19 protein-coding genes are annotated in these 21,436 nt (G+C 69.4%); 16 read left to right on the top strand and 3 right to left on the bottom strand.

Going from position 1 to position 21,436, the window contains the following annotated elements:
• On the top strand, positions 1 to 2,303 hold a 2,303-nt coding region (gene infB / locus CGU35_RS04245; protein WP_100810394.1), incomplete at its 5' end, for a translation initiation factor IF-2.
• A 186-nt stretch (positions 2,304 to 2,489) separates the two neighbouring features.
• Positions 2,490 to 2,975 (top strand): 30S ribosome-binding factor RbfA, encoded by a 486-nt coding sequence (gene rbfA / locus CGU35_RS04250; RefSeq protein ID WP_100810395.1) that lies wholly within the window; start codon positions 2,490 to 2,492, stop codon positions 2,973 to 2,975.
• 9 nt (positions 2,976 to 2,984) lie between these two features.
• Here rbfA and CGU35_RS04255 read toward each other — a convergent pair whose 3' ends face one another.
• Positions 2,985 to 3,884 (bottom strand): A/G-specific adenine glycosylase, encoded by a 900-nt coding sequence (locus CGU35_RS04255; RefSeq protein WP_181003411.1) that lies wholly within the window; start codon positions 3,882 to 3,884, stop codon positions 2,985 to 2,987.
• 142 nt (positions 3,885 to 4,026) lie between these two features.
• Between CGU35_RS04255 and CGU35_RS04260 the strand changes: the two genes are divergently transcribed.
• The 5 genes from CGU35_RS04260 to CGU35_RS04280 all read left to right on the top strand — a co-directional run bounded on the left by CGU35_RS04260 (position 4,027) and on the right by CGU35_RS04280 (position 7,560).
• Positions 4,027 to 4,710 carry a uridine kinase gene (locus CGU35_RS04260; protein ID WP_100810396.1) on the top strand — a complete coding sequence of 228 codons (684 nt, stop codon included), beginning with the start codon at positions 4,027 to 4,029 and terminating at the stop codon, positions 4,708 to 4,710.
• Positions 4,710 to 5,666: a tRNA pseudouridine(55) synthase TruB gene (truB, locus tag CGU35_RS04265; protein WP_100810397.1), complete on the top strand. Its 957-nt coding sequence runs from the start codon at positions 4,710 to 4,712 to the stop codon at positions 5,664 to 5,666. Before CGU35_RS04260 ends, truB begins: the two co-directional genes overlap by 1 nt.
• Positions 5,663 to 6,031 carry a hypothetical protein gene (locus CGU35_RS04270; RefSeq protein WP_100810398.1) on the top strand — a complete coding sequence of 123 codons (369 nt, stop codon included), beginning with the start codon at positions 5,663 to 5,665 and terminating at the stop codon, positions 6,029 to 6,031. Before truB ends, CGU35_RS04270 begins: the two co-directional genes overlap by 4 nt.
• A gap of 72 nt (positions 6,032 to 6,103) precedes the next feature.
• Positions 6,104 to 6,568: a hypothetical protein gene (locus CGU35_RS04275; RefSeq protein ID WP_100810399.1), complete on the top strand. Its 465-nt coding sequence runs from the start codon at positions 6,104 to 6,106 to the stop codon at positions 6,566 to 6,568.
• On the top strand, positions 6,565 to 7,560 hold the full coding sequence (locus tag CGU35_RS04280; RefSeq protein ID WP_100810400.1) for a bifunctional riboflavin kinase/FAD synthetase: 996 nt from the start codon (positions 6,565 to 6,567) through the stop codon (positions 7,558 to 7,560). Before CGU35_RS04275 ends, CGU35_RS04280 begins: the two co-directional genes overlap by 4 nt.
• Positions 7,561 to 7,620: 60 nt before the next feature.
• Here the strand turns inward: CGU35_RS04280 and deoC are convergent, their stop codons facing one another.
• On the bottom strand, positions 7,621 to 8,340 hold the full coding sequence (deoC, locus tag CGU35_RS04285) for a deoxyribose-phosphate aldolase (RefSeq protein WP_100810401.1): 720 nt from the start codon (positions 8,338 to 8,340) through the stop codon (positions 7,621 to 7,623).
• Between the two features lie 137 nt (positions 8,341 to 8,477).
• Between deoC and CGU35_RS04290 the strand changes: the two genes are divergently transcribed.
• The 9 genes from CGU35_RS04290 to CGU35_RS04330 all read left to right on the top strand — a co-directional run bounded on the left by CGU35_RS04290 (position 8,478) and on the right by CGU35_RS04330 (position 18,999).
• A complete protein-coding gene (locus CGU35_RS04290; protein WP_100810402.1) occupies positions 8,478 to 9,368 on the top strand; it encodes a glycerophosphodiester phosphodiesterase in 891 nt (296 codons plus the stop codon).
• 81 nt (positions 9,369 to 9,449) lie between these two features.
• Complete coding sequence (locus CGU35_RS04295) at positions 9,450 to 9,662, top strand: heavy-metal-associated domain-containing protein (protein ID WP_100810403.1); 213 nt, start codon at positions 9,450 to 9,452, stop codon at positions 9,660 to 9,662.
• Positions 9,659 to 12,046 (top strand): heavy metal translocating P-type ATPase, encoded by a 2,388-nt coding sequence (locus CGU35_RS04300; protein WP_100810404.1) that lies wholly within the window; start codon positions 9,659 to 9,661, stop codon positions 12,044 to 12,046. The genes CGU35_RS04295 and CGU35_RS04300 overlap by 4 nt, the downstream gene beginning before the upstream one ends.
• 102 nt (positions 12,047 to 12,148) lie before the next feature.
• A complete protein-coding gene (locus CGU35_RS04305; protein WP_100810405.1) occupies positions 12,149 to 12,787 on the top strand; it encodes a hypothetical protein in 639 nt (212 codons plus the stop codon).
• A gap of 268 nt (positions 12,788 to 13,055) precedes the next feature.
• Positions 13,056 to 15,233, top strand: coding sequence for a DEAD/DEAH box helicase (locus CGU35_RS04310; RefSeq protein ID WP_100810406.1), 2,178 nt, complete (start codon positions 13,056 to 13,058; stop codon positions 15,231 to 15,233).
• Positions 15,234 to 15,353: 120 nt separating this feature from the next.
• Positions 15,354 to 16,382: an ATP-dependent 6-phosphofructokinase gene (locus CGU35_RS04315; protein ID WP_100810407.1), complete on the top strand. Its 1,029-nt coding sequence runs from the start codon at positions 15,354 to 15,356 to the stop codon at positions 16,380 to 16,382.
• A 316-nt stretch (positions 16,383 to 16,698) separates the two neighbouring features.
• Entirely contained in the window at positions 16,699 to 16,905 is a 207-nt protein-coding gene (locus CGU35_RS04320) for a hypothetical protein (protein ID WP_100810408.1), read from the top strand.
• A gap of 101 nt (positions 16,906 to 17,006) precedes the next feature.
• A complete protein-coding gene (locus CGU35_RS04325) occupies positions 17,007 to 18,275 on the top strand; it encodes an IS256 family transposase (RefSeq protein WP_100809674.1) in 1,269 nt (422 codons plus the stop codon).
• Positions 18,276 to 18,360: 85 nt separating this feature from the next.
• Complete coding sequence (locus CGU35_RS04330) at positions 18,361 to 18,999, top strand: hypothetical protein (protein WP_100810409.1); 639 nt, start codon at positions 18,361 to 18,363, stop codon at positions 18,997 to 18,999.
• Positions 19,000 to 19,177: 178 nt separating this feature from the next.
• On the opposite strand, the gene CGU35_RS04335 is transcribed toward CGU35_RS04330, so the two are convergent.
• Entirely contained in the window at positions 19,178 to 21,319 is a 2,142-nt protein-coding gene (locus CGU35_RS04335) for a S9 family peptidase (protein ID WP_332870751.1), read from the bottom strand.
• Positions 21,320 to 21,436 lie beyond the last annotated feature (117 nt).

The following is a 21,436-nucleotide window of genomic DNA, read 5'->3' on the forward strand; positions in this document are numbered from 1 at the left end:
CTCAGGGCATGGGACAGCGTCCCGCCGGCCCGCGCCCGGGCAACAACCCCTTCGCCAGCGCGCAGGGAATGGGCCAGCGCCCGTCCCCGACGCCCGGCAACATCCCGCGCCCGCAGGCGCCGCGTCCCGGCGCCCCGCGCCTCGGTGCACCGCGTCCCGGCGGGCCCGGTCGTCCCGGCGGACCCGGTCGTCCCGGCGGCGCGCCGTTCCAGCAGCGTCCCGGCGGCCCCGGCCGTCCCGGCGGTGCCGGTGGTGGCGGGTTCCGTCCCGGTGCTCCCGGTGCGGGTGCGCCCGGCGGCGGCTTCCCCGGTCGCCCCGGCGGTGGTGGCGGTCGTGGCCGCGGTCCCGGTGGTGGTACGGCAGGCGCGTTCGGTAAGGGCGGCGGCAAGTCCAAGCAGCGCAAGTCGCGCAGGGCGAAGCGCCAGGAATTCGAGATGAGGGATGCCCCGGTCGTCGGTGGCGTCAACGTCTCGCGCGGTAATGGCGAGACGATCCGGATGCGCCGAGGTGCATCGATCTCGGACTTCGCCGACAAGATCGAGAACATCACCGGCTACACCGTGCAGCCGGGCACGCTCGTCACCATCCTGTTCAACCTGGGTGAGATGGCGACCGCGACCGAGTCGCTCGACGAGGCCACGTTCGAGGTCCTCGGCGAAGAGCTCGGCTACAAGATCCAGATGGTCTCGCCCGAGGACGAAGACAAGGAGCTCCTCGAGAGCTTCGGTCTCGACCTCGATCAGGAGCTCGAGGACGAGAACGAGGACGACCTCGAGATCCGGCCCCCGGTCGTCACCGTCATGGGTCACGTCGATCACGGTAAGACCCGGCTCCTCGACGCGATCCGCAACGCCAACGTCGTCGCCGGCGAGGCGGGCGGCATCACGCAGCACATCGGTGCCTACCAGGTGTGGACCGAGCACGAGGGCATCGAGCGTGCCATCACCTTCATCGACACCCCGGGTCACGAGGCGTTCACCGCCATGCGTGCACGTGGTGCGCAGGTGACGGACCTCGCGATCCTCGTGGTCGCGGCCGACGACGGCATCATGCCGCAGACGGTCGAGGCCCTGAACCACGCGCAGTCGGCGAACGTGCCGATCGTCGTTGCCGTCAACAAGGTCGACAAGCCCGACGCCAACCCGGCGAAGGTTCGTCAGCAGTTGACCGAGTACGGGCTCGTCGCCGAGGAGTACGGCGGAGACGTGATGTTCGTGGATGTTTCGGCCACCAAGGGCCTGAACATCCAGGAGCTGCTCGATGCGGTGCTCCTGACGGCAGACGCGGGTCTCGACCTCACGGCGAACCCGAACAAGGCCGCACGTGGTGTCGCGATCGAAGCCAAGCTCGACAAGGGCCGCGGTTCGGTCGCCACCGTCCTCATCCAGTCCGGAACGCTCCGGGTCGGAGATGCGATCGTGGCGGGCACGGCCTACGGCCGCGTGCGTGCGATGGCGGACGAGAACGGTGAGCCCGTGCTCGAGGCCTTCCCGTCGCGTCCCGTGCAGGTGCAGGGTCTGAACTCCGTGCCGCGCGCCGGTGACACGTTCATCGTGACCGACGAGGATCGCCTGGCCCGCCAGATCGCCGAGAAGCGTGAGGCTGCCGAGCGCAATGCCGCCCTGGCGAAGGCGCGCAAGCGCATCTCGCTCGAGGACTTCACCCGTGCGCTGCAAGAGGGCAAGGTCGAATCGCTCAACCTCATCATCAAGGGTGACGTCTCGGGTGCCGTCGAGGCGCTCGAAGAGTCGCTCCTCAAGATCGAGGTCGACGACTCGGTGCAGCTGCGCATCATCCACCGTGGTGTCGGTGCGGTCACCGAGTCCGACATCAACCTCGCGACGATCGATAACGCGATCGTCATCGGGTTCAACGTCCGGCCCGACGCGAAGGCGCGCGAGCGCGCGGCTCGTGAGGGTGTCGACGTGCGGTTCTACTCCGTCATCTACAACGCGATCGACGACGTCGAGCAGTCCCTCACGGGCATGCTCAAGCCGGAGTTCGAAGAGAAGCAGTCGGGTGTGGCCGAGATCCGCGAGGTGTTCCGCTCCTCCAAGTTCGGGAACATCGCCGGTGTCATCGTCCGCAGCGGAACCATCACCCGAAACGCCAAGGCTCGCGTCATCCGCGACGGCGTCGTCATCGCCGATGGTCTCGCCATCGAGTCGCTGCGTCGCTTCAAGGACGACGTCACCGAGGTGCGCACGGACTACGAGGCCGGTATCGGGCTCGGCAAGTTCAACGACATCCAGATCGGTGACGAGATCGAGACGACGGAAATGGTGGAGAAGCCGCGCGGCTGATCTTCTCCTCGGGTGCGGACGCGGATGTCGTCCGCACCCACATCGGCTTCGGTTCCGGATGCCGGTGGCTTCAGCAGAGCGGGGCCCTACCCCGATGCTTACGCCACCGGCACCCGGAACCTCCGTCGTTCGTCGGTGGTCATTCTCCGCACGGCGAGGTTTTTGTGAAGAGAAAGAAGCAGGAACATGGGCAGTGAGAGAGCGGCACGACTCGCCGACCGCATCAAGGTCGTGCTGGCGGAGCGCCTCGAGAAGGGTCTGCGCGACCCCCGTCTCGGGTTCGTCACCATCACCGATGTCCGTGTGACGGGCGACCTGCAGCACGCGAGCGTCTTCTACACGGTCCTCGGCTCCGAGGAAGAGCGCGCCGACAGCGCCAAGGCGCTCGCCTCGGCGACCGGGATGCTGCGCTCCGAAATGGGCAAGCACCTCAACACGCGGTTGACGCCGTCGCTCGAGTTCATCCAGGACGCCCTGCCCGAGAACGCGGACGCCATCTCTGCTCTCCTGCGCGAGGCCCGCGAGCGCGATGCCGCGGTGGCCGGGATCGCGGCATCAGCGACGTACGCGGGCGACGCCGACCCCTATGTCAAGCCGCGCGAGCTCGACGAGGCCGAGATCGAGGCCGACGAAGAGGGAATCGAAACGGAAGCGGACGAGACCGGCGACTGACCTCCGCGGTCACGCGCCCGGTAGGCGCAGCAGGCCGTCGGATGCCTCGGCCAGGCCATCCGCGATGAGGGAGTCGATCGCACGGTGACGCTGCGACGCATCCGGCCAGTCCGCGATGATGCTCTCGAGCACGACCGGACCGTCCGCATGGCGTAGCGCGCGCAGAATCGCCCCGCGCGTCTGGCGGTCGCTGCCCTCGTAGCGCGCCTGACGCGGGCGGGTATCGCCGGTGTCGGGATATCCCGCGGCGCGCCAGGCACAGGAACGCGCGATCGGGCACGAATCGCAGCGGGGTGAGCGCGCGGTGCACACCACCGCGCCGAGTTCCATCGCGGCGGCGTTCACGATCGTGGAGCGCCCGACGTCGACGGGGAGGACGGCGCGCATGTCGTCGAGGTCCCGCCGATGCGCGGGTCCGGGCTGCGAACGTCCGGCGACCACCCGAGCGAGGACGCGGCGGGTGTTGGTGTCGACGACGGGCTCGCGCAGACCGTAGGCGAACACCGCGACGGCGCGTGCGGTGTAGTCGCCGATCCCGGTGAGTGCGAGCAGTGCCTCGACGTCCGCCGGGACGACCCCGCCGTGGCGTTCGGTGATCTCACTCGCCGCCCGGTGCAGCCAGAGGGCGCGACGCGGATAGCCGAGGTTCGCCCACTGTCGTACGGCTTCGGCCGGAGCATCCGCCGCCAACGCCGCCGGAGTCGGCCAGCGCTCGAGCCATGCCTCGAGGTGCGGTACGACGCGGTTGACCGGGGTCTGCTGCAGCATGAACTCGCTGACGAGCACACCCCACGCTCCGAAACCGGTGCGCCGCCAGGGCAGCTCGCGCGCGGTCGCGGCGTACCAATCGATGAGCTCAGGCACCCACCCGACCTCCGCCGCCGCGTCGGGACGGACGAATGCGGGCACGGGTTCCACCCTATGTTCCCCGCACCCCGTCCGTCCCCGAGCGCGAGACTTCACCTATGTCCTGTTTCGGTGCGTAAAACGTGACACGGGTGAAGTCTCGCGCTCACGGGTGAGGGGGATGTGCGGGTCGTAGGCTGGGGGGATGCGCCTGCCCGTCACGCCCCGTACGACTCTGCTGCGGGAGCTCCGTGACGAGGTGCGGCGGTCATACCGGGCCGGGCGCGTGCTCATCGCGGTGGACGGTATCGACGGTGCCGGCAAGACCGTCTTCGCGGACGGACTCGCCGACGTGTTCGCGGAAGACGGGACATCCGTCTTCCGTGCCTCGATCGACGGCTTTCACCGGCCCCGTGCCGAGCGGTACGCCCGCGGACGGGACTCGCCGGAGGGTTTCTACCTCGACTCGTACGACGAGGCGACGCTCCGGCGCGTGCTCATCGACCCGTTCCGCGAGGGCGCCACGATGCCCTCGACCGGGTTCCAACTCGCCGCCTGGGATGTCGACCGGGACGTTCCCGCCGAGGCGCGCTGGGTGACGGGTCCCGAGGACGCCGTGCTCATCATCGACGGCATCTTCCTGCACCGCCCCACCCTGCGGGGACTCTGGCACTGGTCGGTGTGGCTCGAGGTGCCGGTCGATGTCGCGACGCGGCGCATGGCCCTGCGCGACGGCTCCGACCCCGATCCCGCCGCACCCGCCAACCACCGTCACCGTGCTGGGCAGGAACTGTATCGGCGCGAGTCGGCGCCGTCGCGCGCCGCGTCCGTGATCGTCGACAACACCGACCCCGAGCATCCGCGGCGCCTGTACGCCGATTTCTGCTGATGGCCAGCCCGCACGGACCCGGCATCCTGCTCGTCGACAAGCCGGGAGGCATGACGAGCCACGATGTCGTATCACGCGCCCGGAAGGCGCTCGGCACCCGCAAGATCGGCCACGCGGGCACGCTCGACCCGCTCGCGACCGGGCTGCTCCTGCTGGGGGTGGACTCGGCGACGCGCCTGCTGACCTATCTCGTCGGACTCGACAAGACCTACGAGGCGACGATCCGGCTCGGCGCGGCGACGGACTCGGATGACTCGGATGGCGAGATCGTCTCGCGTGCCGACCCACGGGTGCTCGCCGCGGTCGACGCCGCGGCCATCCAGGCCCCGATCGCCGCTCTCACCGGACGCATCTCTCAGGTCCCGAGTACGGTGTCGGCCATCAAGATCGGCGGACGCCGCGCCTATGACCTCGCCCGTGCGGGCGAGGAGGTCGTGCTCGCGTCGCGCGAGGTGACCGTCTCGCGCTTCGAGGTGCTCGACATCCGGCGCACGGACGACGGGACCGGCACGGGCAGCGTCGACGTGGACGTCGTCGTGGACTGCTCGAGCGGCACCTACATTCGCGCGCTCGCGCGCGATCTCGGCTCGGCACTCGGGGTCGGGGGGCACCTCACGGCTCTTCGTCGCACCCGCGTCGGACCGTTCGGGATCGCGGATGCCGTGGGTCCCGACGCGATCGCGACAGAACCTCTGCTCTCGTCCGCCGATGTCGCGGTGCGCGTGCTCGGGGGTATCCGGGTCACGGATGCCGAGGCATCCGCACTGCGTCACGGGCAGCGCTTGACCGGAGCGGCCGGGCGCATCGTCGGCGAACACGCGGCTGCCATCGACCCCGCGGGCGAACTCATCGGCGTCGTCGGCCGCCGCGGAGACGACCTGAAGAGCCTGATGAATCTGCCGACCGGAGCCGCGCGCGACGTGCCCGCCGTGGTGGACGATGGGGGAGACCGATGATCCTGTGGCTCACGATCGCGCAGGTCGTCGTCGCCGTCGCAGCCGGGCTCTTCTGCCTGATCGCCGGGCTTGCGGGACGTCGGCCCAGCGATGGGACCGTCGGCTCGCTCGCGCTGATCGAGCTGTTGCTCATCGTGCAGGTCGTCGTCGCGATCGTCGCTCCTTTCGTCGGCAATCCGCCGGCCGGGAGCGCGTTGGAGTTCTGGGTCTATCTCGTATCCGCGGTCCTTCTGCCCGCCGCCGGGGTGGCGTGGGCGCTCGTGGAGCGCAGTCGCTGGAGCACCGTGATCATGGGTGTCGTCGCCCTCTCCATCGCGGTCATGGTCTGGCGCATGCACGTCATCTGGACCGCGCCGATCGGCTGAGCGCCGCGGGTGCCCGCGGCTCGACATCGGGCGCCTCTCGGCGAGGTCGGATCGCCGTAGGATTGTCGGGATATGAGTTCTTCTGCGCGCCGACGGATGACCGGCATCGGACGTGTGCTGGTCGCGGTGTACGCCATCATGGCGCTCGCCGCCCTCGGCCGCTCGTTCGTGCAGATCGCGCAACGCTTCGACGAAGCCCCCATCGCGTACTCGCTCTCGGCCCTCGCGGCCGCCGTCTACGTGCTGGCGACGCTCGCGCTCGTCTTCGCCGGGACGCGCCGCTGGTACGTCGTGGCGTGGATCGCCATCACGTTCGAGCTGCTGGGTGTCCTGATCGTCGGAACGCTCAGCCTCGTGATCCCCGACGTCTTCCACCACCCCACGGTCTGGTCCGTATTCGGCTACGGCTATCTCTTCATCCCGCTCGTGCTGCCGTTCGTGGGCCTGTGGTGGCTGCGGACTCATCCGCCCGCGGCACAGGCCGACGTTCAGGCCGAGGTCGAATCCGAAGCGCCCGCCACCGAGGCGCGGCGATGATCCTCTTCCACTCCCCGGACGAGGTACCCGATGACTTCGGGCCCTCCGTCGTGGCGATCGGCAAGTTCGACGGCGTCCACGCCGGTCATCGCGCGATCATCCAGAAGATGCTCGTGGATGCCGCGGGTATCGGTGCTCGGTCCGCGATCGTGACGTTCGATCGGCATCCGCTCGCGCTCCTCAACCCGCAGAAGCGTCCGCCTGCGCTCGTCGAAGCCCATCAGAAGGCCGCCCTGCTGTCGATGACGGGAATCGACGCGACGCTCATGCTCGCGTTCGATGAGAGCCTGGCCTCGGAAGAGCCCGAGGACTTCGTGCGCCGCGTTCTCGTCGAGTCGTTGCACGCCCGACTGGTGCTGGTCGGTGAAGATTTCCGGTTCGGACGCGGGGGCGCGGGCGATGCGGCGCTGCTGCGGCGTCTCGGCGAGAAGTACGGCTTCGGCGTCGACGAGATCCCCGACGTGCGCAGTTCTCCGGCCGGGCGTCGTGTCTCGTCGACGTGGATTCGCGAGCTCCTCGCGGATGGGGATGTCGCGGCCGCCGCGAAGCTGCTCGGTCGACCGCCCGCGGTGTGGGGCGAGGTCGTTCACGGCGCCAAGCGCGGGCGTGAGCTCGGATATCCGACCGCGAATCTCGAGCCGGCGACCGAGGGGCTGGTTCCGGGCGACGGGATCTACGCGGGCTGGCTCATCGACGGCGTCGCCGCGAGCGCCCCGGGCACGCGTGTGCGGTACCCGGCCGCCATTTCGGTGGGGGACAACCCGACCTTCGACGACGTCCACCGCCGCCAGGTCGAGGCGTACGTGCTCGACGAGACCGACCTCGACCTGTACGGGCATATCGTCGAGGTGCAGTTCGTCGCACGCCTCCGCGGAATGTCCGCCTTCGCCGGGATCGAGGCGCTCAAAGTCCAGATGGCGGACGACGTCGAGCGGGCCCGCGAGATCCTGTTGACCGCTCCCGTGGCCCCGGACATGTCCCGTCGGGCCTGACGGGCGCCCGTCAGCGCCACGCTCCCCGGCTGAATCCGTCAGCGCTGCTCGGTCACGCCGTCAGTACGACGACTCGTCGATCGCGGCGCTGGTCTCGTCGCCGCTCAGACGCGCACGGAGCTCGCCGAGGATCGTCGCGCTGGCGCTCGTGCCGAGCCGCGTCGCACCGGCCGCGAGCATCTCGAGCGCGGTGTCGAGTCCGCGAACACCGCCGGATGCCTTGACCTGAACACCGGGCCCGACGCTCGCACGCATCAGCTCGACGTGGGGGACGGTCGCGCCGCCGCCCGCGAAACCCGTGGAGGTCTTGACGAAGTCGGCACCACCCGCCTCGGTCAGGCGGCTGCCCCGGGCGATCTGCTCGTCGTCGAGCAGCGACGTCTCGAGGATGACCTTGGTGATCAGGCCGCCGGCCGCTTCGACCACCGCGGCGATATCGGCGGTGACCTCGGCGTCGAAGCCGGACCGCAGCCATCCGATGTTCACGACCATGTCGAGCTCGGTCGCGCCGTCCGCGATCGCCTGACGAGCCTCGGCGACCTTCGCCGCGGTCGACGTCGTGCCGTGAGGAAAGCCGATGACGGTGCCGACGGCGACGCCGGTGCCCTCGAGCCGTGCGACGGCGTACGGGATGTCGGAGGGGCGGACGCACACGCTGAATACGCGCCACAGGGCCGCCGTCTCGAGCTCGGCGTCGACGTCGGCGCGTGTGAAGTCGGGCTTGAGGATCGCGTGGTCGAGAGTGGCCGCCAGCGCGGCCTCGGTGATGTCGAGGGGCATGCTTCCAGCGTACGCGGCGCCGCTGGTTGGGGCAGCCCCGGACAGGGGATCGCGACGAGGTGTAACGAATAGGTAACGGCGGGGTCTACAGTGGGCTCACGCGTCGACGGAGACGCGACCGTCTCGAAAGGCCGACGATGCCCGAAGCCGTCGCCGACGGGCGCGCTGCCACTCGCGGCGTCGGCCCGCTGATCGTTGTCGCCGTGCTCGCCGCCGCGAGCCTGACGGTCGCGTTCCTCGGCGCTTCGCCCGCGCCCGTTTCGGCCCACGAACTGATGGGGGCCACACGAGACCCCGGTCAGGCGGCGTTCGTCGCGAGCCACCGGGGTGACGCAGGCAGCGCGCCGGAGAACACACTTCCGGCGATCCGGGCCGCGATCGCCGCCGGATTCGACTACGTCGAGGTCGATGTCGCGCTCACCGTCGATGGTGCGGCCGTCCTGATGCACGACGCCACGGTCGATCGGACCACGAACGGATTCGGCCGCCTCTCGCAACTCTCGCTGGCGGAGGTTCGAGCCCTGGACGCCGGCGGGTGGTTCGGCCCGGCTTTCGCGGGAACCCCGGTGCCGTTGGTCGAGGAATTCCTCGATCTGCTCGCGGCATCCCCGACCCGCGCGGTGATCGAGTTGAAGGGGGAGTGGACGCCGGTCGCGGTCGGGCATCTCGTCGCCGAGATCGACGCGCGGGGTCTGGAGCGCCGGGTCGCCGCGGCGAGTTTCGATGCCCGGACCCTGGCCCTGGTGGCGCGCGAGTCCGACGTCATCTCCCGGCTCGCCATCCTGCGCGCACTTCCCGCGGATGTCGTGGACGCGGCACGTTCGCTCGGGGTGCGCGGCGTGCTCGTGAAGGGAAGCGCGGTGATCGCGCGCCCCGAGATCGTCGACGAACTGCATGCCTCGGGCATCCGCGTCGTCGTCTACACGTTCAACGAGGATCGGGAGTGGCGCGATGCCGTCGACATCGGCGTCGATGGCATCGTGACGGATCGGCCCGGGACGTTGTCGACCTGGTTGGCGTCTTCCTGATCCACCGCGGGAATACCCCAGGGGGGTATCCTGGTTGTCGAACAGTGCACCGTCGAAGATGGCGGGCGAGGAGGCATCCGTATGACGATTCGCACCTACCGTGTCGAGGGAATGACCTGCGGCCACTGTGCCCGATCGGTCGAGCACGAGGTTTCGGACCTTGCCGGCGTCGAGACGGCGACCGTGGACCTGTCGGCGGCGACCGTTGCCGTCGAGTCGATCGACGAGATCCCCGAACCGCGACTGGCGGCCGCCGTGGGCGAGGCCGGCTACGCGCTCGCGGGCCGAGCATGACCGCCGCGACTCCGACGCCCTCCCGTGAGGCGACCCTCGACATCGAGGGAATGACGTGCGCCAGTTGCGTTGCGCGCGTCGAGAAGCGCCTCGAGAAGGTCGAGGGGGTTTCGGCATCCGTGAACTTGGCAACCGAGTCGGCGCGTGTCCAGGTGCCCGCGGACGTCGACGATGCGCGGCTCGTCGCGGCGGTGGCGGAAGCCGGATACACCGCGCGGGTTCGTCCCGAGCGCCATGCGAGCCCTGAGCGCGGGCACGCCCACGACGCCCCCGGCACCGGTGATGAGGGTGCTGACCGTGACCACGAGCCCTCCGTGCACGAACACGAGCACGGCGGACACCAGCACGATGTGGAAGACATCCCCGGCCGCACCCGGCTGGCGACGCGGCTGATCGTCAGTGCCGCGCTCGCGCTGCCGGTCGTCGTGCTCGGGATGGTCCCGGCGTGGCAGTTCGCCGGTTGGCAGTGGGTGTCGCTCGTCCTCGCGACGCCGATCGTGTTCTGGGGAGGATGGCCCTTCCACCGCGCCGCGTTCGCCGCGGCACGTCACGGAACGGCCACGATGGACACCCTGATCACCCTCGGCACGATGGCGGCCTACGTGTGGAGCGTGTGGGCGCTGTTCTTCGGCAGCGCGGGGCAGATCGGGCTGCGGCACGAGGTGGTGCTCTTCGGCCCCGTGCACGACGCAACCGCGCTCGTCTACTTCGAGGTCGCGGCGGCGGTCACCGTCTTCCTGTTGCTCGGTCGGTACATCGAGCAACGCTCGCGGCGCCGCGCCGGGGCCGCACTGCGCTCGCTCATGGACCTCGGGGCGAAGGATGTCGAGCTCGAGGGTGGCGAGCGGATCCCCGTCGAGCGTCTGCGCGTCGACGACAGGTTCGTCGTGCGTCCGGGAGAGACGATCGCGACGGACGGCATCGTCGTTGAGGGCCGCGCGGCCGTGGATGCGTCGATGCTCACGGGTGAGGCCGTGCCGGTCGAGGCCGGTGCGGGGGGAGAGGTGACCGGCGGCACGGTCGCGGTCGACGGGCGCCTGCTCGTCCGCGCGGTCTCGGTGGGTGCCGACACCCGCTTGGCGCACATCGCGCGCCTCGTCGAAGACGCCCAGGCGGGCAAGAGTCGCGTGCAGCGCCTGGCAGACCGGATCTCGGGCATCTTCGTGCCGATCGTGATCGGGCTCGCCCTCCTGACGCTCATCGCGTGGGTCGCGCTCGGTCAGCCTCTGGCCGCTGGATTCACGGCGGCGGTCGCTGTGCTGATCATCGCCTGCCCCTGCGCGCTCGGCCTCGCGACGCCCGTCGCGATCCTCGTGGGAACCGGGCGCGGCGCGCAGCTGGGCGTGCTGATCACCGGACCCGAGGCCATCGAGTCGGCGAACCGCATCGACACCGTGCTCATCGACAAGACGGGCACGCTCACGACCGGCGCGATGACGGTGCGCGAGGTCGTCGTCACCCGACCCGCCCGCGAGGGCATCCGCCGGGACGAGACCGAGCTCCCGGACGAGACGGCGCTTCGGGCCCAGGCCGTGCGGGTCGCCGCAGCGCTCGAAGCCGGGTCGGAGCATCCGATCGCGCGCGCCATCGTGACACACGACGAGGCGCGGGCGGGGACGGGCGAAGCCGCCCGGCTCGCGGACTTCCGCAGCCATGCGGGCCGGGGCGTGACCGGCCTCGTCGACGGCGTGCCCGCCTTTGCCGGCAGCGCCGCTTTCGCTCTCGAGCAGACCGGTGCGTTGCCCGCCGATCTCGATGCCGCCCTCCGCCGCGAGGACGGCAGCTCGGTCATCGTCGTGGGATGGACGGGTTCATCCGGAGAGCTCGCCGCTCGTGCGGTCTTCGCCGTCGGCGACGAGGTGCGCGAGGGTGCGGTGCGGACCGTCGCGAGCCTGACCGAGCAGGGGATCGAGGTCGTGCTGCTCACGGGTGATGGGCCCGACGCCGCGCGCACGGTGGCCGCCGCCGTGGGCATCGGCGAGGTCGTTGCCGGAGTGCTGCCCGAGGGCAAGCTGGCAGAGGTCGAGCGCCGTCGTGCCAGCGGACGCCGGGTGGCGATGGTCGGGGATGGGGTGAACGACGCGGCGGCGCTCGCCGCTGCCGACCTCGGCATCGCGATGGGGGGCGGAACGGATGCGGCGATGCACGCGAGCGATATCACGCTCGTCCGCAACGATCCCGAGTCGATCGTGACGGCGCTGAGCCTTGCTCGACGCACGATGCGGACGATTCGCGGCAACCTGTTCTGGGCCTTCGGCTACAACGTCGCGGCGATCCCGCTCGCTGCCCTGGGCCTGCTCAACCCGATGATCTCGGGCCTGGCGATGGCGTTCTCGAGCGTGTTCGTCGTGCTGAACAGCCTGCGGCTGCGCTCGGCTCGCTGAGACGACGCGTTCGCTGGTCGTCATTCGCACGCGCGGACCGGCGGCACGGGCAGGCGCGCGGCGACGGTAGGTTAGGGGGAGTCCCTGTGCCGAGAGGATGCCATGCACCCCGACCGATCCGCGTCGCTGCTGCGTCGAGGCCTGCTGGCCGTGGTGCTCGGGAGTTCGGCGGTGCTCGCGGGATGCTCGGCCACGCCGCAACCGGAGCCGACCAGCACGGGAGACCCGACGCCCGAGATCACGACGCTCGGCGAGACACCCGGGGCGTCGGCTTCGCCTTCGCCCAGCACCGAGCCCGCGGCGGACATCTCCATCCCCGTGCGATGCGAGGACATCTACTCCGCCGCGATGCTGTCGGTTCTGGAGTCCGGGAATCCGCCCCTGAACGACCCGGGCGTGACGATGGAATCGACCGAGATCGTCGAGGCGCTCGAGGTGCTCGGCTCGGGAGTGCAGACGCTTCGGTGCTCGTGGGGTCTGCCGTCGTCATACGGGCTGGCGACGAACGTCACGATCGTCGACGAGGCACAGGCTCGGGCGGTATTGGAATCGCTTCCCGATCGAGGCTTCGCGTGCGAGGATCTCGCGGATGGGACCGTGTGCCGGGCGCAGCAGAGTGACGGAGAGAACTCGTTCGGAGAGACCCACTATCTGCGCGCGAACGGCTGGGTGTCCACGCGGTGGATCAACTTCGGTCCTCAGGGCTACACCGAGGACATCGTCGCAACGCTCTGGGGCTGACGCCGCGCTCTGGGGCTGACGCGGCGCTCTGGGGCTGACGAGACGCGGCCGACGCGTCGCGGGCACGAGGAGTGCCCCGGATGCCGTAGAATATGCGGGAGGAATGGCGCTGCGTCGTTCGCGCCGAGGCATCCGCTTCACGCAACGCCCCCGCTTTTCTCGCCCGTGTCTGTCACGGCCCACCAGCCGCCCACGGGGTTTCATCAGTTCGCCGGCCACACGGTTGGAGATCACACCGGTTCACCCGGTGCACACGCTCAGGAGGAGCATGCCGAGCACGGCACAGTCACAGCTGCACAGGCGTCGCAAACAGTCGTCCGCACGTCGCGACGACGACGCGCCCCTGATCCCGATCCTCGCGCGCAAGGTGCGCGAGGTCGAGGCGAAGGCCCAGCGCGGCAAGCTGGGACCGACCAACCGCGTCAAATTCCAGGTCATCGCATTCCTGGTGCGCGAAGAGCGCGCCCGGGTGAAGACAGACGTCACGGTTCCGGATGCGGTGCGCTCCGAGTCGCTCAAGCGCCTCGACGGAGTCGCGACCATCCTCGCGAAGACCGCCGCGCGCGACACCTCGCTCATTCAGCTGCTCGAAGTCGACCAGGCGACGTCGCCGGTCGCCCGGCGCATGCGCCGCGACTGGCTGCTGGAATCGGGTGCCGAGCTGGCACCGGATGAACTCATCATCACGGATGCGGCTCCCGTGCTCGCACCTGTGGTGCCGCCCGCGCTCGCCGAGAAGCAGGTCGTGCCGCCCGCCATCGAGGCGCGTCAGCTCGCCAACCCCTTCCTCGCGCCCGACCTGGATCGCCCGGTGCGGCGCGAGAGCCCGCGTCGTCGGCTCGACGGCTGGGAACTGATGGGCCCGCTGTACAAGGCGTTCGAGACGGGTGCCGGGGGCGGTGCCGCGTCGATGGAGCTGCCTCCCGTTCCCGAGTTCGACCGGCTTTCGCCCAAGGGGCGCGAGATCATGGCGCACCAGTCGCGCTTTCTCGAGTCGGTCCGCGATGGTCACCGCACATTCCTGCTCGCGGATGAGCCGGGTCTGGGCAAGACAGCGCAGTCGCTCCTCGCGGCATCCGTCGCCAGCGCCTACCCGCTGCTCGCGGTCGTGCCGAACGTCGTCAAGATGAACTGGGCTCGCGAGGTCGAGCGGTGGACACCGCATCGCCGCGCGACGGTCATCCAGGGTGATGGCGCGACGCTCGACGCCTTCGCCGACATCTTCATCGTCAACTACGAAATCCTCGATCGCCACCTCGCGTGGCTCAGCTCGATCGGGCTGCGCGGCATGGTCGTGGACGAGGCGCACTTCATCAAGAACCTCTCGTCGCAGCGTTCGCAGAACGTGCTGACGCTGGCGGGACGCATCCGCGAGATGACGCCCGGTGGCAACCCGTTGCTCATGGCGCTCACGGGCACGCCGCTCATCAACGACGTCGAGGACTTCGACGCGATCTGGCGCTTCCTGGGCTGGACCAACGGCGAGAAGCCCGGTCCCGAGCTGATGGAGAAGCTCGACGCGACGGGCATGACTCCGGCGGACAAGGCCTTCTATCCCGAGGCGCGCGAGGCCGTCATCTCGATGGGCATCGTCCGTCGCAAGAAGAAGGATGTCGCGGCCGACCTGCCCGACAAGCTCATCGCCGATCTGCCGGTCGAGCTCGACGACGAATTCGGGCGCTCGATCCGGGACGCCGAGCGCGAGCTCGGTCAACGCCTCGCCGATCGGTACCGCCGCATCGTCACGGCGCGCGGCGACCGCGGCATGGGCGCTGGCATGGGCAGCCCTCTCGGTGACGACATCGACGCCGACATCGTCCGGCTCGTGGCGCAGAACGAGCTCGATGAGTCCAAGGCCGCCGGTGCCGGGTCCGAGAACGTCTTCACGATGGTCCGCAAGATCGGTCAGGCGAAGGCGCACCTCGCGGCCGACTACGCCGTGCAGCTGCAGCGCGCGGTGGGCAAGGTCGTGTTCTTCGCCAAGCACATCGATGTCATGGATGCCGCCGAGGCGCATTTCGCGTCGGCGGGGTTGAAGACGATCTCGATTCGCGGCGACCAGACGACCGCGAGTCGACAGGACGGGATCGACGCGTTCAACAACGACCCCGCCGTCGGTATCGCGGTGTGTTCGCTGACGGCCGCCGGTGTCGGACTCAACCTGCAGGCCGCGTCGAACGTCGTGCTCGCCGAGCTCAGCTGGACCGCGGCCGAGCAGACGCAGGCGATCGACCGCGTGCACCGCATCGGACAGGGCGAACCGGTCACGGCATGGCGCATCATCGCCGCGCACACGATCGACACGAAGATCGCCGAGCTGATCGACTCGAAGCAGGGGCTGTCCCTGCGTGCTCTCGACGGCGAAGCGGTCGATCCGGCCTCGAGCGATTCCGTCCAGCTCAGCGCCCTCATGCATCTCACCCGGCGGGCGCTCGGCGGCGAATAGCGGATTCCGGTACCGGATGCCGCGGGCCCGCTGTCGGGCGTGTGGCAGGTCGGGGCATCCGGCGATAGTGTGACGGGGGCAGCGTCGCCGGATCCCCCTCCCGAAACGCAAGGATCACACATGAAGATCGGCATCCTGACCAGCGGCGGCGACTGCCCCGGGCTCAACGCGGTCATCCGCGGCGTCGTGCTGAAGGGCACGACCGCGTACGACCTCGAGTTCGTCGGCATCCGTGACGGATGGCGCGGCGTGGTCGACGGGGACTTCTTCCCCCTGACCCGCCACGAGGTGAAGGGCCTGTCGAAGGTCGGCGGAACGATCCTCGGCACCTCGCGGACGAACCCCTACGAGGGGCCCCGGGGTGGCGCCGAGAACATCGCGAAGACCCTCTACGGGCATCGGATCGACGGCATCATCGCGATCGGTGGCGAGGGCACGCTCGCCGCGGCCGACCGCCTGTCCAAGGACGGCATCAACGTCATCGGCGTGCCGAAGACGATCGACAACGACCTGCTGGCCACGGACTACTCGTTCGGGTTCGACACCGCCGTGAACATCGCCTCCGAGGCGATGGACCGGCTGCGGACGACGGGCGACTCGCACCAGCGGTGCATGGTCGCCGAGGTCATGGGGCGACACGTGGGCTGGATCGCACTGCACGCGGGTATCGCGGCCGGGGCCCACGCCATCCTGATCCCCGAGGTCCCGATGTCGATGGACGACATCTGCGAGCTCGTCTCGAAGGCGCACGACCGGGGCCGCGCGCCGCTGGTCGTGGTCTCGGAGGGCTTCAAGCTCAAGGACATGGACGAGGCCTTCAGCGACAAGGGTCTCGACGCGTTCAACCGCCCGCGGCTCGGCGGAATCGGCGAGGTCATCGCACCCGAGATCGAGCGGATCACCGGCATCGAGACGCGGGCTACGGTGCTGGGACACATCCAGCGCGGCGGCTCGCCCTCCGGCTTCGACCGGGTGCTGGCGACGCGGCTCGGGCTGCACGCCGCCGATGCCGTGGTGGCCGAGGCATGGGGTCAGATGGTGTCGCTGAAGGGCACGGACATCGTGCGCGTGCCGTTCGCGGACGCCCTGGGCGAGCTCAACACGGTGCCGCTCTACCGCTACGAAGAGGCCGCGGCGCTCTTCGGCTGACCCGTCGGGTCGTCGCGCGGCCCTCCTCGTGCTGTTGATGTCCCACTTTCGCGGGTGAGTGTCCCACTCTCGACCGTTCTGCGCCTCGCGCAGCGGTTGAAAGTGGGACACGCACACCCTGAGCGAGCGGCCGGCAGTCCGGGATAGCGGATGTACGGGTGCATCCTCCACAACCGCGCGTGGTCGATGAGAGTCCGCGGCCAGGTGGTGGCCGGTCGGGTCGTGGCTCGAAGTCCAGGACGCTGGGCGGATGCGACGACCCGAGCCTCTTCCCAGCGATCTTCCTCCGGTGTTCCGAGTGTCTGAGGCGCGAGCGATGGGCGTGAACGCCGCACGGCTCTCCCGCAGCGACCTCCGGTCGCCGCATCGCGGGCTGAGAACGTCGCGGTCGCTACCCGTCCCGGCGTCGTCGCTCGAGATCGCCGCACAGTATGCGCCGCGGCTCGCAGGCTGGCAGTTCTTCAGCCACGAGACCGCGCTCGAGGCGGCGGGCGTGCCGATGCCGGAAGGGTGCGTCTCGTAGCTTGGTGTCAATTCCTGCGGGGTTCTCGTCGTCGTTGACGTAGGAGGGCCATCGTGGGATGACCAGTTGTTTCCGCCAAGAAGCAAAGAAGAGATCCCACGATGACCCAGAATCAGTCTGCCTTGACGACCCTGATCGCAGAAGTCCTCGCCGATCCTGACCTCGCCCATTCCGACGTGTTCCGTCGGATGCTGCAGGCGGGGCTGCAGGACCTTGTTGACGCGGAAGCGACCGCGAAGATCGGCGCGGCCCGTTACGAACGCACGGCGGAGCGCACCACGCGTCGCAACGGTGCTCGCGCGAAGACGCTCGCCACGCCCGCGGGGGAGGTCGACATTCAGATTCCGAAGCTGCGGGAGGGGTCGTTCTTCCCGAGCCTGCTCAGCCCACGCCGCCGTGTCGACAAGGCGCTCTACGCGGTGATCTGCCAGGCCTGGATCGACGGAGTCTCCACCCGCAAGGTCGACCAGCTCGTCCGCGCGCTGGGCAACGACACCGGCATCAGCCGGTCCACCGTCTCCCGCATCTGCTCCGAGATCGATGAGGTGGTGCACGAGTTTCTGCACCGCCGGCTCGATCACACCTGGTTCCCGTACCTGTTCCTGGACGCCACCTACCTCGACGTGCGCCACCGTGGCCGGGTTCTCTCCCAAGCCCTCATCGTCGCGACCGGGGTCAGCGGCGACGGCCGTCGGGAGATCCTCGGGATGGCTCTCGGCGACGCGGAGACGACGGACTTCTGGACCGAGTTCCTCCGCTCCCTCCGCGACCGCGGTCTGAAAGTCTCCACCGACACAGACCCGCTCGGCGTGACCCTCGTCACGTCCGACGCTCACGCCGGCATCAAAGCCGCCGTCAAAGCGATCCTCCCCGGATCGGGCTGGCAGAGATGCCGCGTCCACTTCGCTCGTAACGTCACCCAGAAGCTCGGATCGGCACGCTCCAAGCCCGTCAACGCGCTGATCTCGACGATCTTCGCGCAGACCACCCCCGAGGCCGTGATCGCCCAGTATCACCAGGTCTCCACGTCCCTCCGCGGGTCGTTCCCGGAGATCGCAGACATGCTCAATGCTGCCGAAGCAGACCTCACCGGATTCGCGCCGCTCCCGCGTGAGCATTGGCAGAAGGTCTGGTCCAACAACCCGATCGAGCGCCTCAACCGTGAGATCAAACGCCGCGCCGACGTCGTGCAGATCTTCCCCGACCGCGACTCCGTCACCCGCCTCATCGGCGCCGTCCTGCAGGAGCAGCACGAGGAATGGCAATACGGTGAACGCCGCTACCTCTCCGACATCTCCATGCGCAAACTCGTCCACACACTCCAAGACCACGCCGAGCCTGAGCGCCCCGACCTGTTCCTCACCGCCTGACCCTCACCCATCAAGGAAGCAGCCGGATTGACACCACAACACGGGACTTGACCTGCCGGAATGGCCGTATCGTCCGCGCCTGCACGTGGCAGCGCATCGCCCGAGTCGCGAACCCCGCATCCCCGGCGTGGTCGGTCATCGCCTTCAGGCGCGGCAATCGGCGGTGATCCTGAGCCGTGGTGGCCTTCCGATCGAGGCCCCCGTGCGTGCCTGGCGCCAGGTCGGGTCGCTCTGGGCGCTCGATGATCTCATCGCCGCCGCGGACTACCTGCTGTCGGGCGCGCGGCCGTTGGCCACCTCGGAGCAGCTGCGTGAAGAGATCGAGGTGATGGGCGACGTACGGCGAGGCATCCTTCGTCGTGCATTGGTCGAGGTGCGCAGCGGCGTGCGTTCGCCTCGCGAGACACGGCTGCGCTTGGCGCTGACGCGTGCGGGGCTGCCCGAGCCCGAGATCAACTGGGTCTTGTGTGACGACGGCGGGAGGCCGGTGGCCGAACTCGATCTCGCCTATCCCCGGTGGGGTGTCTGTCCCGAGTATGACGGCCGTGTGCACGAGACCGACCGGCGCCAGTTCGCGAAGGACGCCGACCGCTGGGACAGCATTCGGGAGCAGGGTTGGGAGCACGTGCGCATCCTCAATGTCCATATGCGGAACGGAGCGTGGCGGGCCGTGGAGCGGGTGCGGGGTGCGCTCATCCGTGCCGGCTGGCACGAGGGCGCGTGAGCCCGCGTCGGTGCCGTCTCGAGGGCCCGGCCCCACGGATGGGGTGTCCCACTTCGGTGCGGTATGCGGCGCATATACCGCGCCGAAGTGGGACATGGGTCATCGGAAGTGGGACACGGTCCGGGGGTGGGACACGGTCCGGGGGTGGGGGTTGCCGCCGCCGGGAGCGACGCGGCAGTCAGGTCGCGTCGGCGACGCCCAGCACATCGAGCAGCCAGGCGAGCTCGAACGCCCGCTCGCGCCAGGCGTTGTAGCGCCCCGAGACTCCGCCATGTCCGGCGACCATCTCGCACTTCAGCAGCGCATCCGCGCCCACCTCGCGCAGCCGTGCAACCCACTTCGCCGGTTCGACGTACAGCACGCGCGTGTCGTTGAGCGATGTCACGGCCAGGATCCGGGGATAGGTCACGCCCTCGCGCACGTTCTCATACGGCGAGTACGACTTCATGTACGCGTAGACGTCGGGGTCGTGGAGCGGATCGCCCCACTCATCCCACTCGATGACGGTCAACGGCAGCGAGGGGTCGAGGATCGTCGTCAGAGCGTCGACGAACGGAACGTCTGCCAGCACACCGGCGAACAACTCGGGCGCCAGGTTCGCCACCGCTCCCATGAGCAGCCCGCCCGCCGACCCGCCCTCGGCGACGAGGCGGTCGGGCGAGGTGTAGCCGGCGTCGATCAGGTGCAGGGCGCAGTCGACGAAGTCGGTGAAGGTGTTGCGCTTCTGCGCGAGCTTGCCGTCCTCATACCACTGCCGACCCATCTCGCCGCCGCCGCGCACGTGCGCGACCGCGAACACGACGCCGCGGTCGAGCTCCGACAGGCGCGCGACCGAGAAACGCGGCTCGATCGAGTGCTCGTACGAGCCGTAGCCGTACAGGTGCAGCGGGCGGGGTGCGATCCCCGCGTCGCCGAACGAGCGCTTCCAGACGAGCGACATCGGAACCTGCGTGCCGTCCTGCGTCGTCGCCCACACCCGCGCCTGCTCGTAATCGGATGCCTCGTACCCGCCCAGCACCGGCTGGCGCTTGCGCAGCAGCAGTTCGCCGTCGGCAAGGCGGTAGTCGTAGACGGTGTTCGGGGTGACGAACGAGTCGTAGCCCAGGCGCAACATGGGCGGGGCCCACTCGCGATTGCCGCCGAAGCCCGCCGCGTATATCGGTTCATCGAACGCGAGCTCGTCGACGTCGCCGGTCGCGTAATCGAGCAGGCCGATGCGGGCGAGGCCCTCGCGCCGGTACTCGATCGTCGCGAAGTCGCGGAAGCAATCCACATCGAGCAGACGGATGCCGGGAGTGTGCGGGCGCACGATGGTGCGATCGCCCGCGGGGTCGGACGCCGGGACCCGGACCAGTTCGAAGTCCAGGGCATCCTCGTTGTGCAGGATGTACAGCTGGTCGGCACCGTCGACGATCGCGTGGTCAACCGAGTACTCGATGCCCTCGCGGCGCGGCCAGACGACGCGCGGTTCGGCGGTCAGGTCGTCCGCGGGCACCAGCCAGACCTCGGACGTGATCGACGAACCGAGCCCGATGACGAGGAACTTCTCGCTGCGGGTGAAGCCGCCGCCCAGCCAGTAGCGCTCGTCGGGCTCGTGGAAGAGCTTGACGTCGTCCGCGACCGGCGTGCCGACCACGTGGCGCCAGAGGGTGTCGGGGCGCCAGGCGTCGTCGACGGTCGAGTAGATGATCGACGCGCCGTCGGGCGAGAACTCCGCGCCGGAGGAGGTTCCGGGGATCTCGTCGCCGTGCTCGGCTCCGGTCTCGAGGTCGCGCACGCGGATCGTGTACCGCTCGTCGCCCGCCACGTCGACGCCGAAGAGCATGAGGCGTCCGTCGTCCGACACGTCGAACGATCCGAGCGAGAAGAACTCGTTGCCCTCGGCCTCGACGTTGGCGTCGAGCAGCACCTGTTCGCCGGGTACGGCTTCGCCGGGCGTCAGTTGCGGCGGGGTCCAGTCATCCGGCGATGCCAGGGGAGCGCGGCACTGCACGCCGTATTGCTTGCCCTCGATCGTGCGCCCGTAGTACCACCACGCGCCGCGGCGTGACGGAACGGACAGGTCGGTCTCGAGCGTGCGCTCCTTGATCTCACCGAAGATGCGTTCGCGCAACCCCGCGAGGTGCGCCGTGCGCTCGGCCGTATAGGCGTTCTCGGCCTCGAGGTGGGCGATGACGGCCCCGTCGTCCTTCGCGCGCATCCACTCGTACGGATCCTCCACGACGTCGCCGTGGAACTCGCGGCTGTGCGGCACGTGCGGCGCCGAGGGGGCGGATGTCTGGGGTCGGTCGTTCTCGGTGGTCGAGGCGTCGTGGGTCACGGACCCACGTTAGCCGAGGCATCCGGGCAGGGCGTCGACGCCGCTCGCGTGGCAGTCGATGCGCGTGGGAGGCGGTCCGATGCCGCGTTTCGTGGCCGGGGAGGGGTCAGGCATTCG

It is taken from the genome of Microbacterium sp. BR1 (assembly GCF_002812725.1).
Classification (GTDB): Bacteria; Actinomycetota; Actinomycetes; order Actinomycetales; family Microbacteriaceae; genus Microbacterium.

Bases quoted from the DNA above. Each gene is read 5' to 3' on its own strand.
- rbfA (WP_100810395.1), top strand. From the start codon at position 2,490: ATGGGCAGTGAGAGAGCGGCACGACTCGCCGACCGCATCAAGGTCGTG.
- CGU35_RS04260 (WP_100810396.1), top strand. From the start codon at position 4,027: ATGCGCCTGCCCGTCACGCCCCGTACGACTCTGCTGCGGGAGCTCCGT.
- truB (WP_100810397.1), top strand. From the start codon at position 4,710: ATGGCCAGCCCGCACGGACCCGGCATCCTGCTCGTCGACAAGCCGGGA.
- CGU35_RS04270 (WP_100810398.1), top strand. From the start codon at position 5,663: ATGATCCTGTGGCTCACGATCGCGCAGGTCGTCGTCGCCGTCGCAGCC.
- CGU35_RS04275 (WP_100810399.1), top strand. From the start codon at position 6,104: ATGAGTTCTTCTGCGCGCCGACGGATGACCGGCATCGGACGTGTGCTG.
- CGU35_RS04280 (WP_100810400.1), top strand. From the start codon at position 6,565: ATGATCCTCTTCCACTCCCCGGACGAGGTACCCGATGACTTCGGGCCC.
- deoC (WP_100810401.1), bottom strand. From the start codon at position 8,340: ATGCCCCTCGACATCACCGAGGCCGCGCTGGCGGCCACTCTCGACCAC.
- CGU35_RS04290 (WP_100810402.1), top strand. From the start codon at position 8,478: ATGCCCGAAGCCGTCGCCGACGGGCGCGCTGCCACTCGCGGCGTCGGC.
- CGU35_RS04295 (WP_100810403.1), top strand. From the start codon at position 9,450: ATGACGATTCGCACCTACCGTGTCGAGGGAATGACCTGCGGCCACTGT.
- CGU35_RS04300 (WP_100810404.1), top strand. From the start codon at position 9,659: ATGACCGCCGCGACTCCGACGCCCTCCCGTGAGGCGACCCTCGACATC.
- CGU35_RS04305 (WP_100810405.1), top strand. From the start codon at position 12,149: ATGCACCCCGACCGATCCGCGTCGCTGCTGCGTCGAGGCCTGCTGGCC.
- CGU35_RS04310 (WP_100810406.1), top strand. From the start codon at position 13,056: ATGCCGAGCACGGCACAGTCACAGCTGCACAGGCGTCGCAAACAGTCG.
- CGU35_RS04315 (WP_100810407.1), top strand. From the start codon at position 15,354: ATGAAGATCGGCATCCTGACCAGCGGCGGCGACTGCCCCGGGCTCAAC.
- CGU35_RS04320 (WP_100810408.1), top strand. From the start codon at position 16,699: ATGGGCGTGAACGCCGCACGGCTCTCCCGCAGCGACCTCCGGTCGCCG.
- CGU35_RS04325 (WP_100809674.1), top strand. From the start codon at position 17,007: ATGACCCAGAATCAGTCTGCCTTGACGACCCTGATCGCAGAAGTCCTC.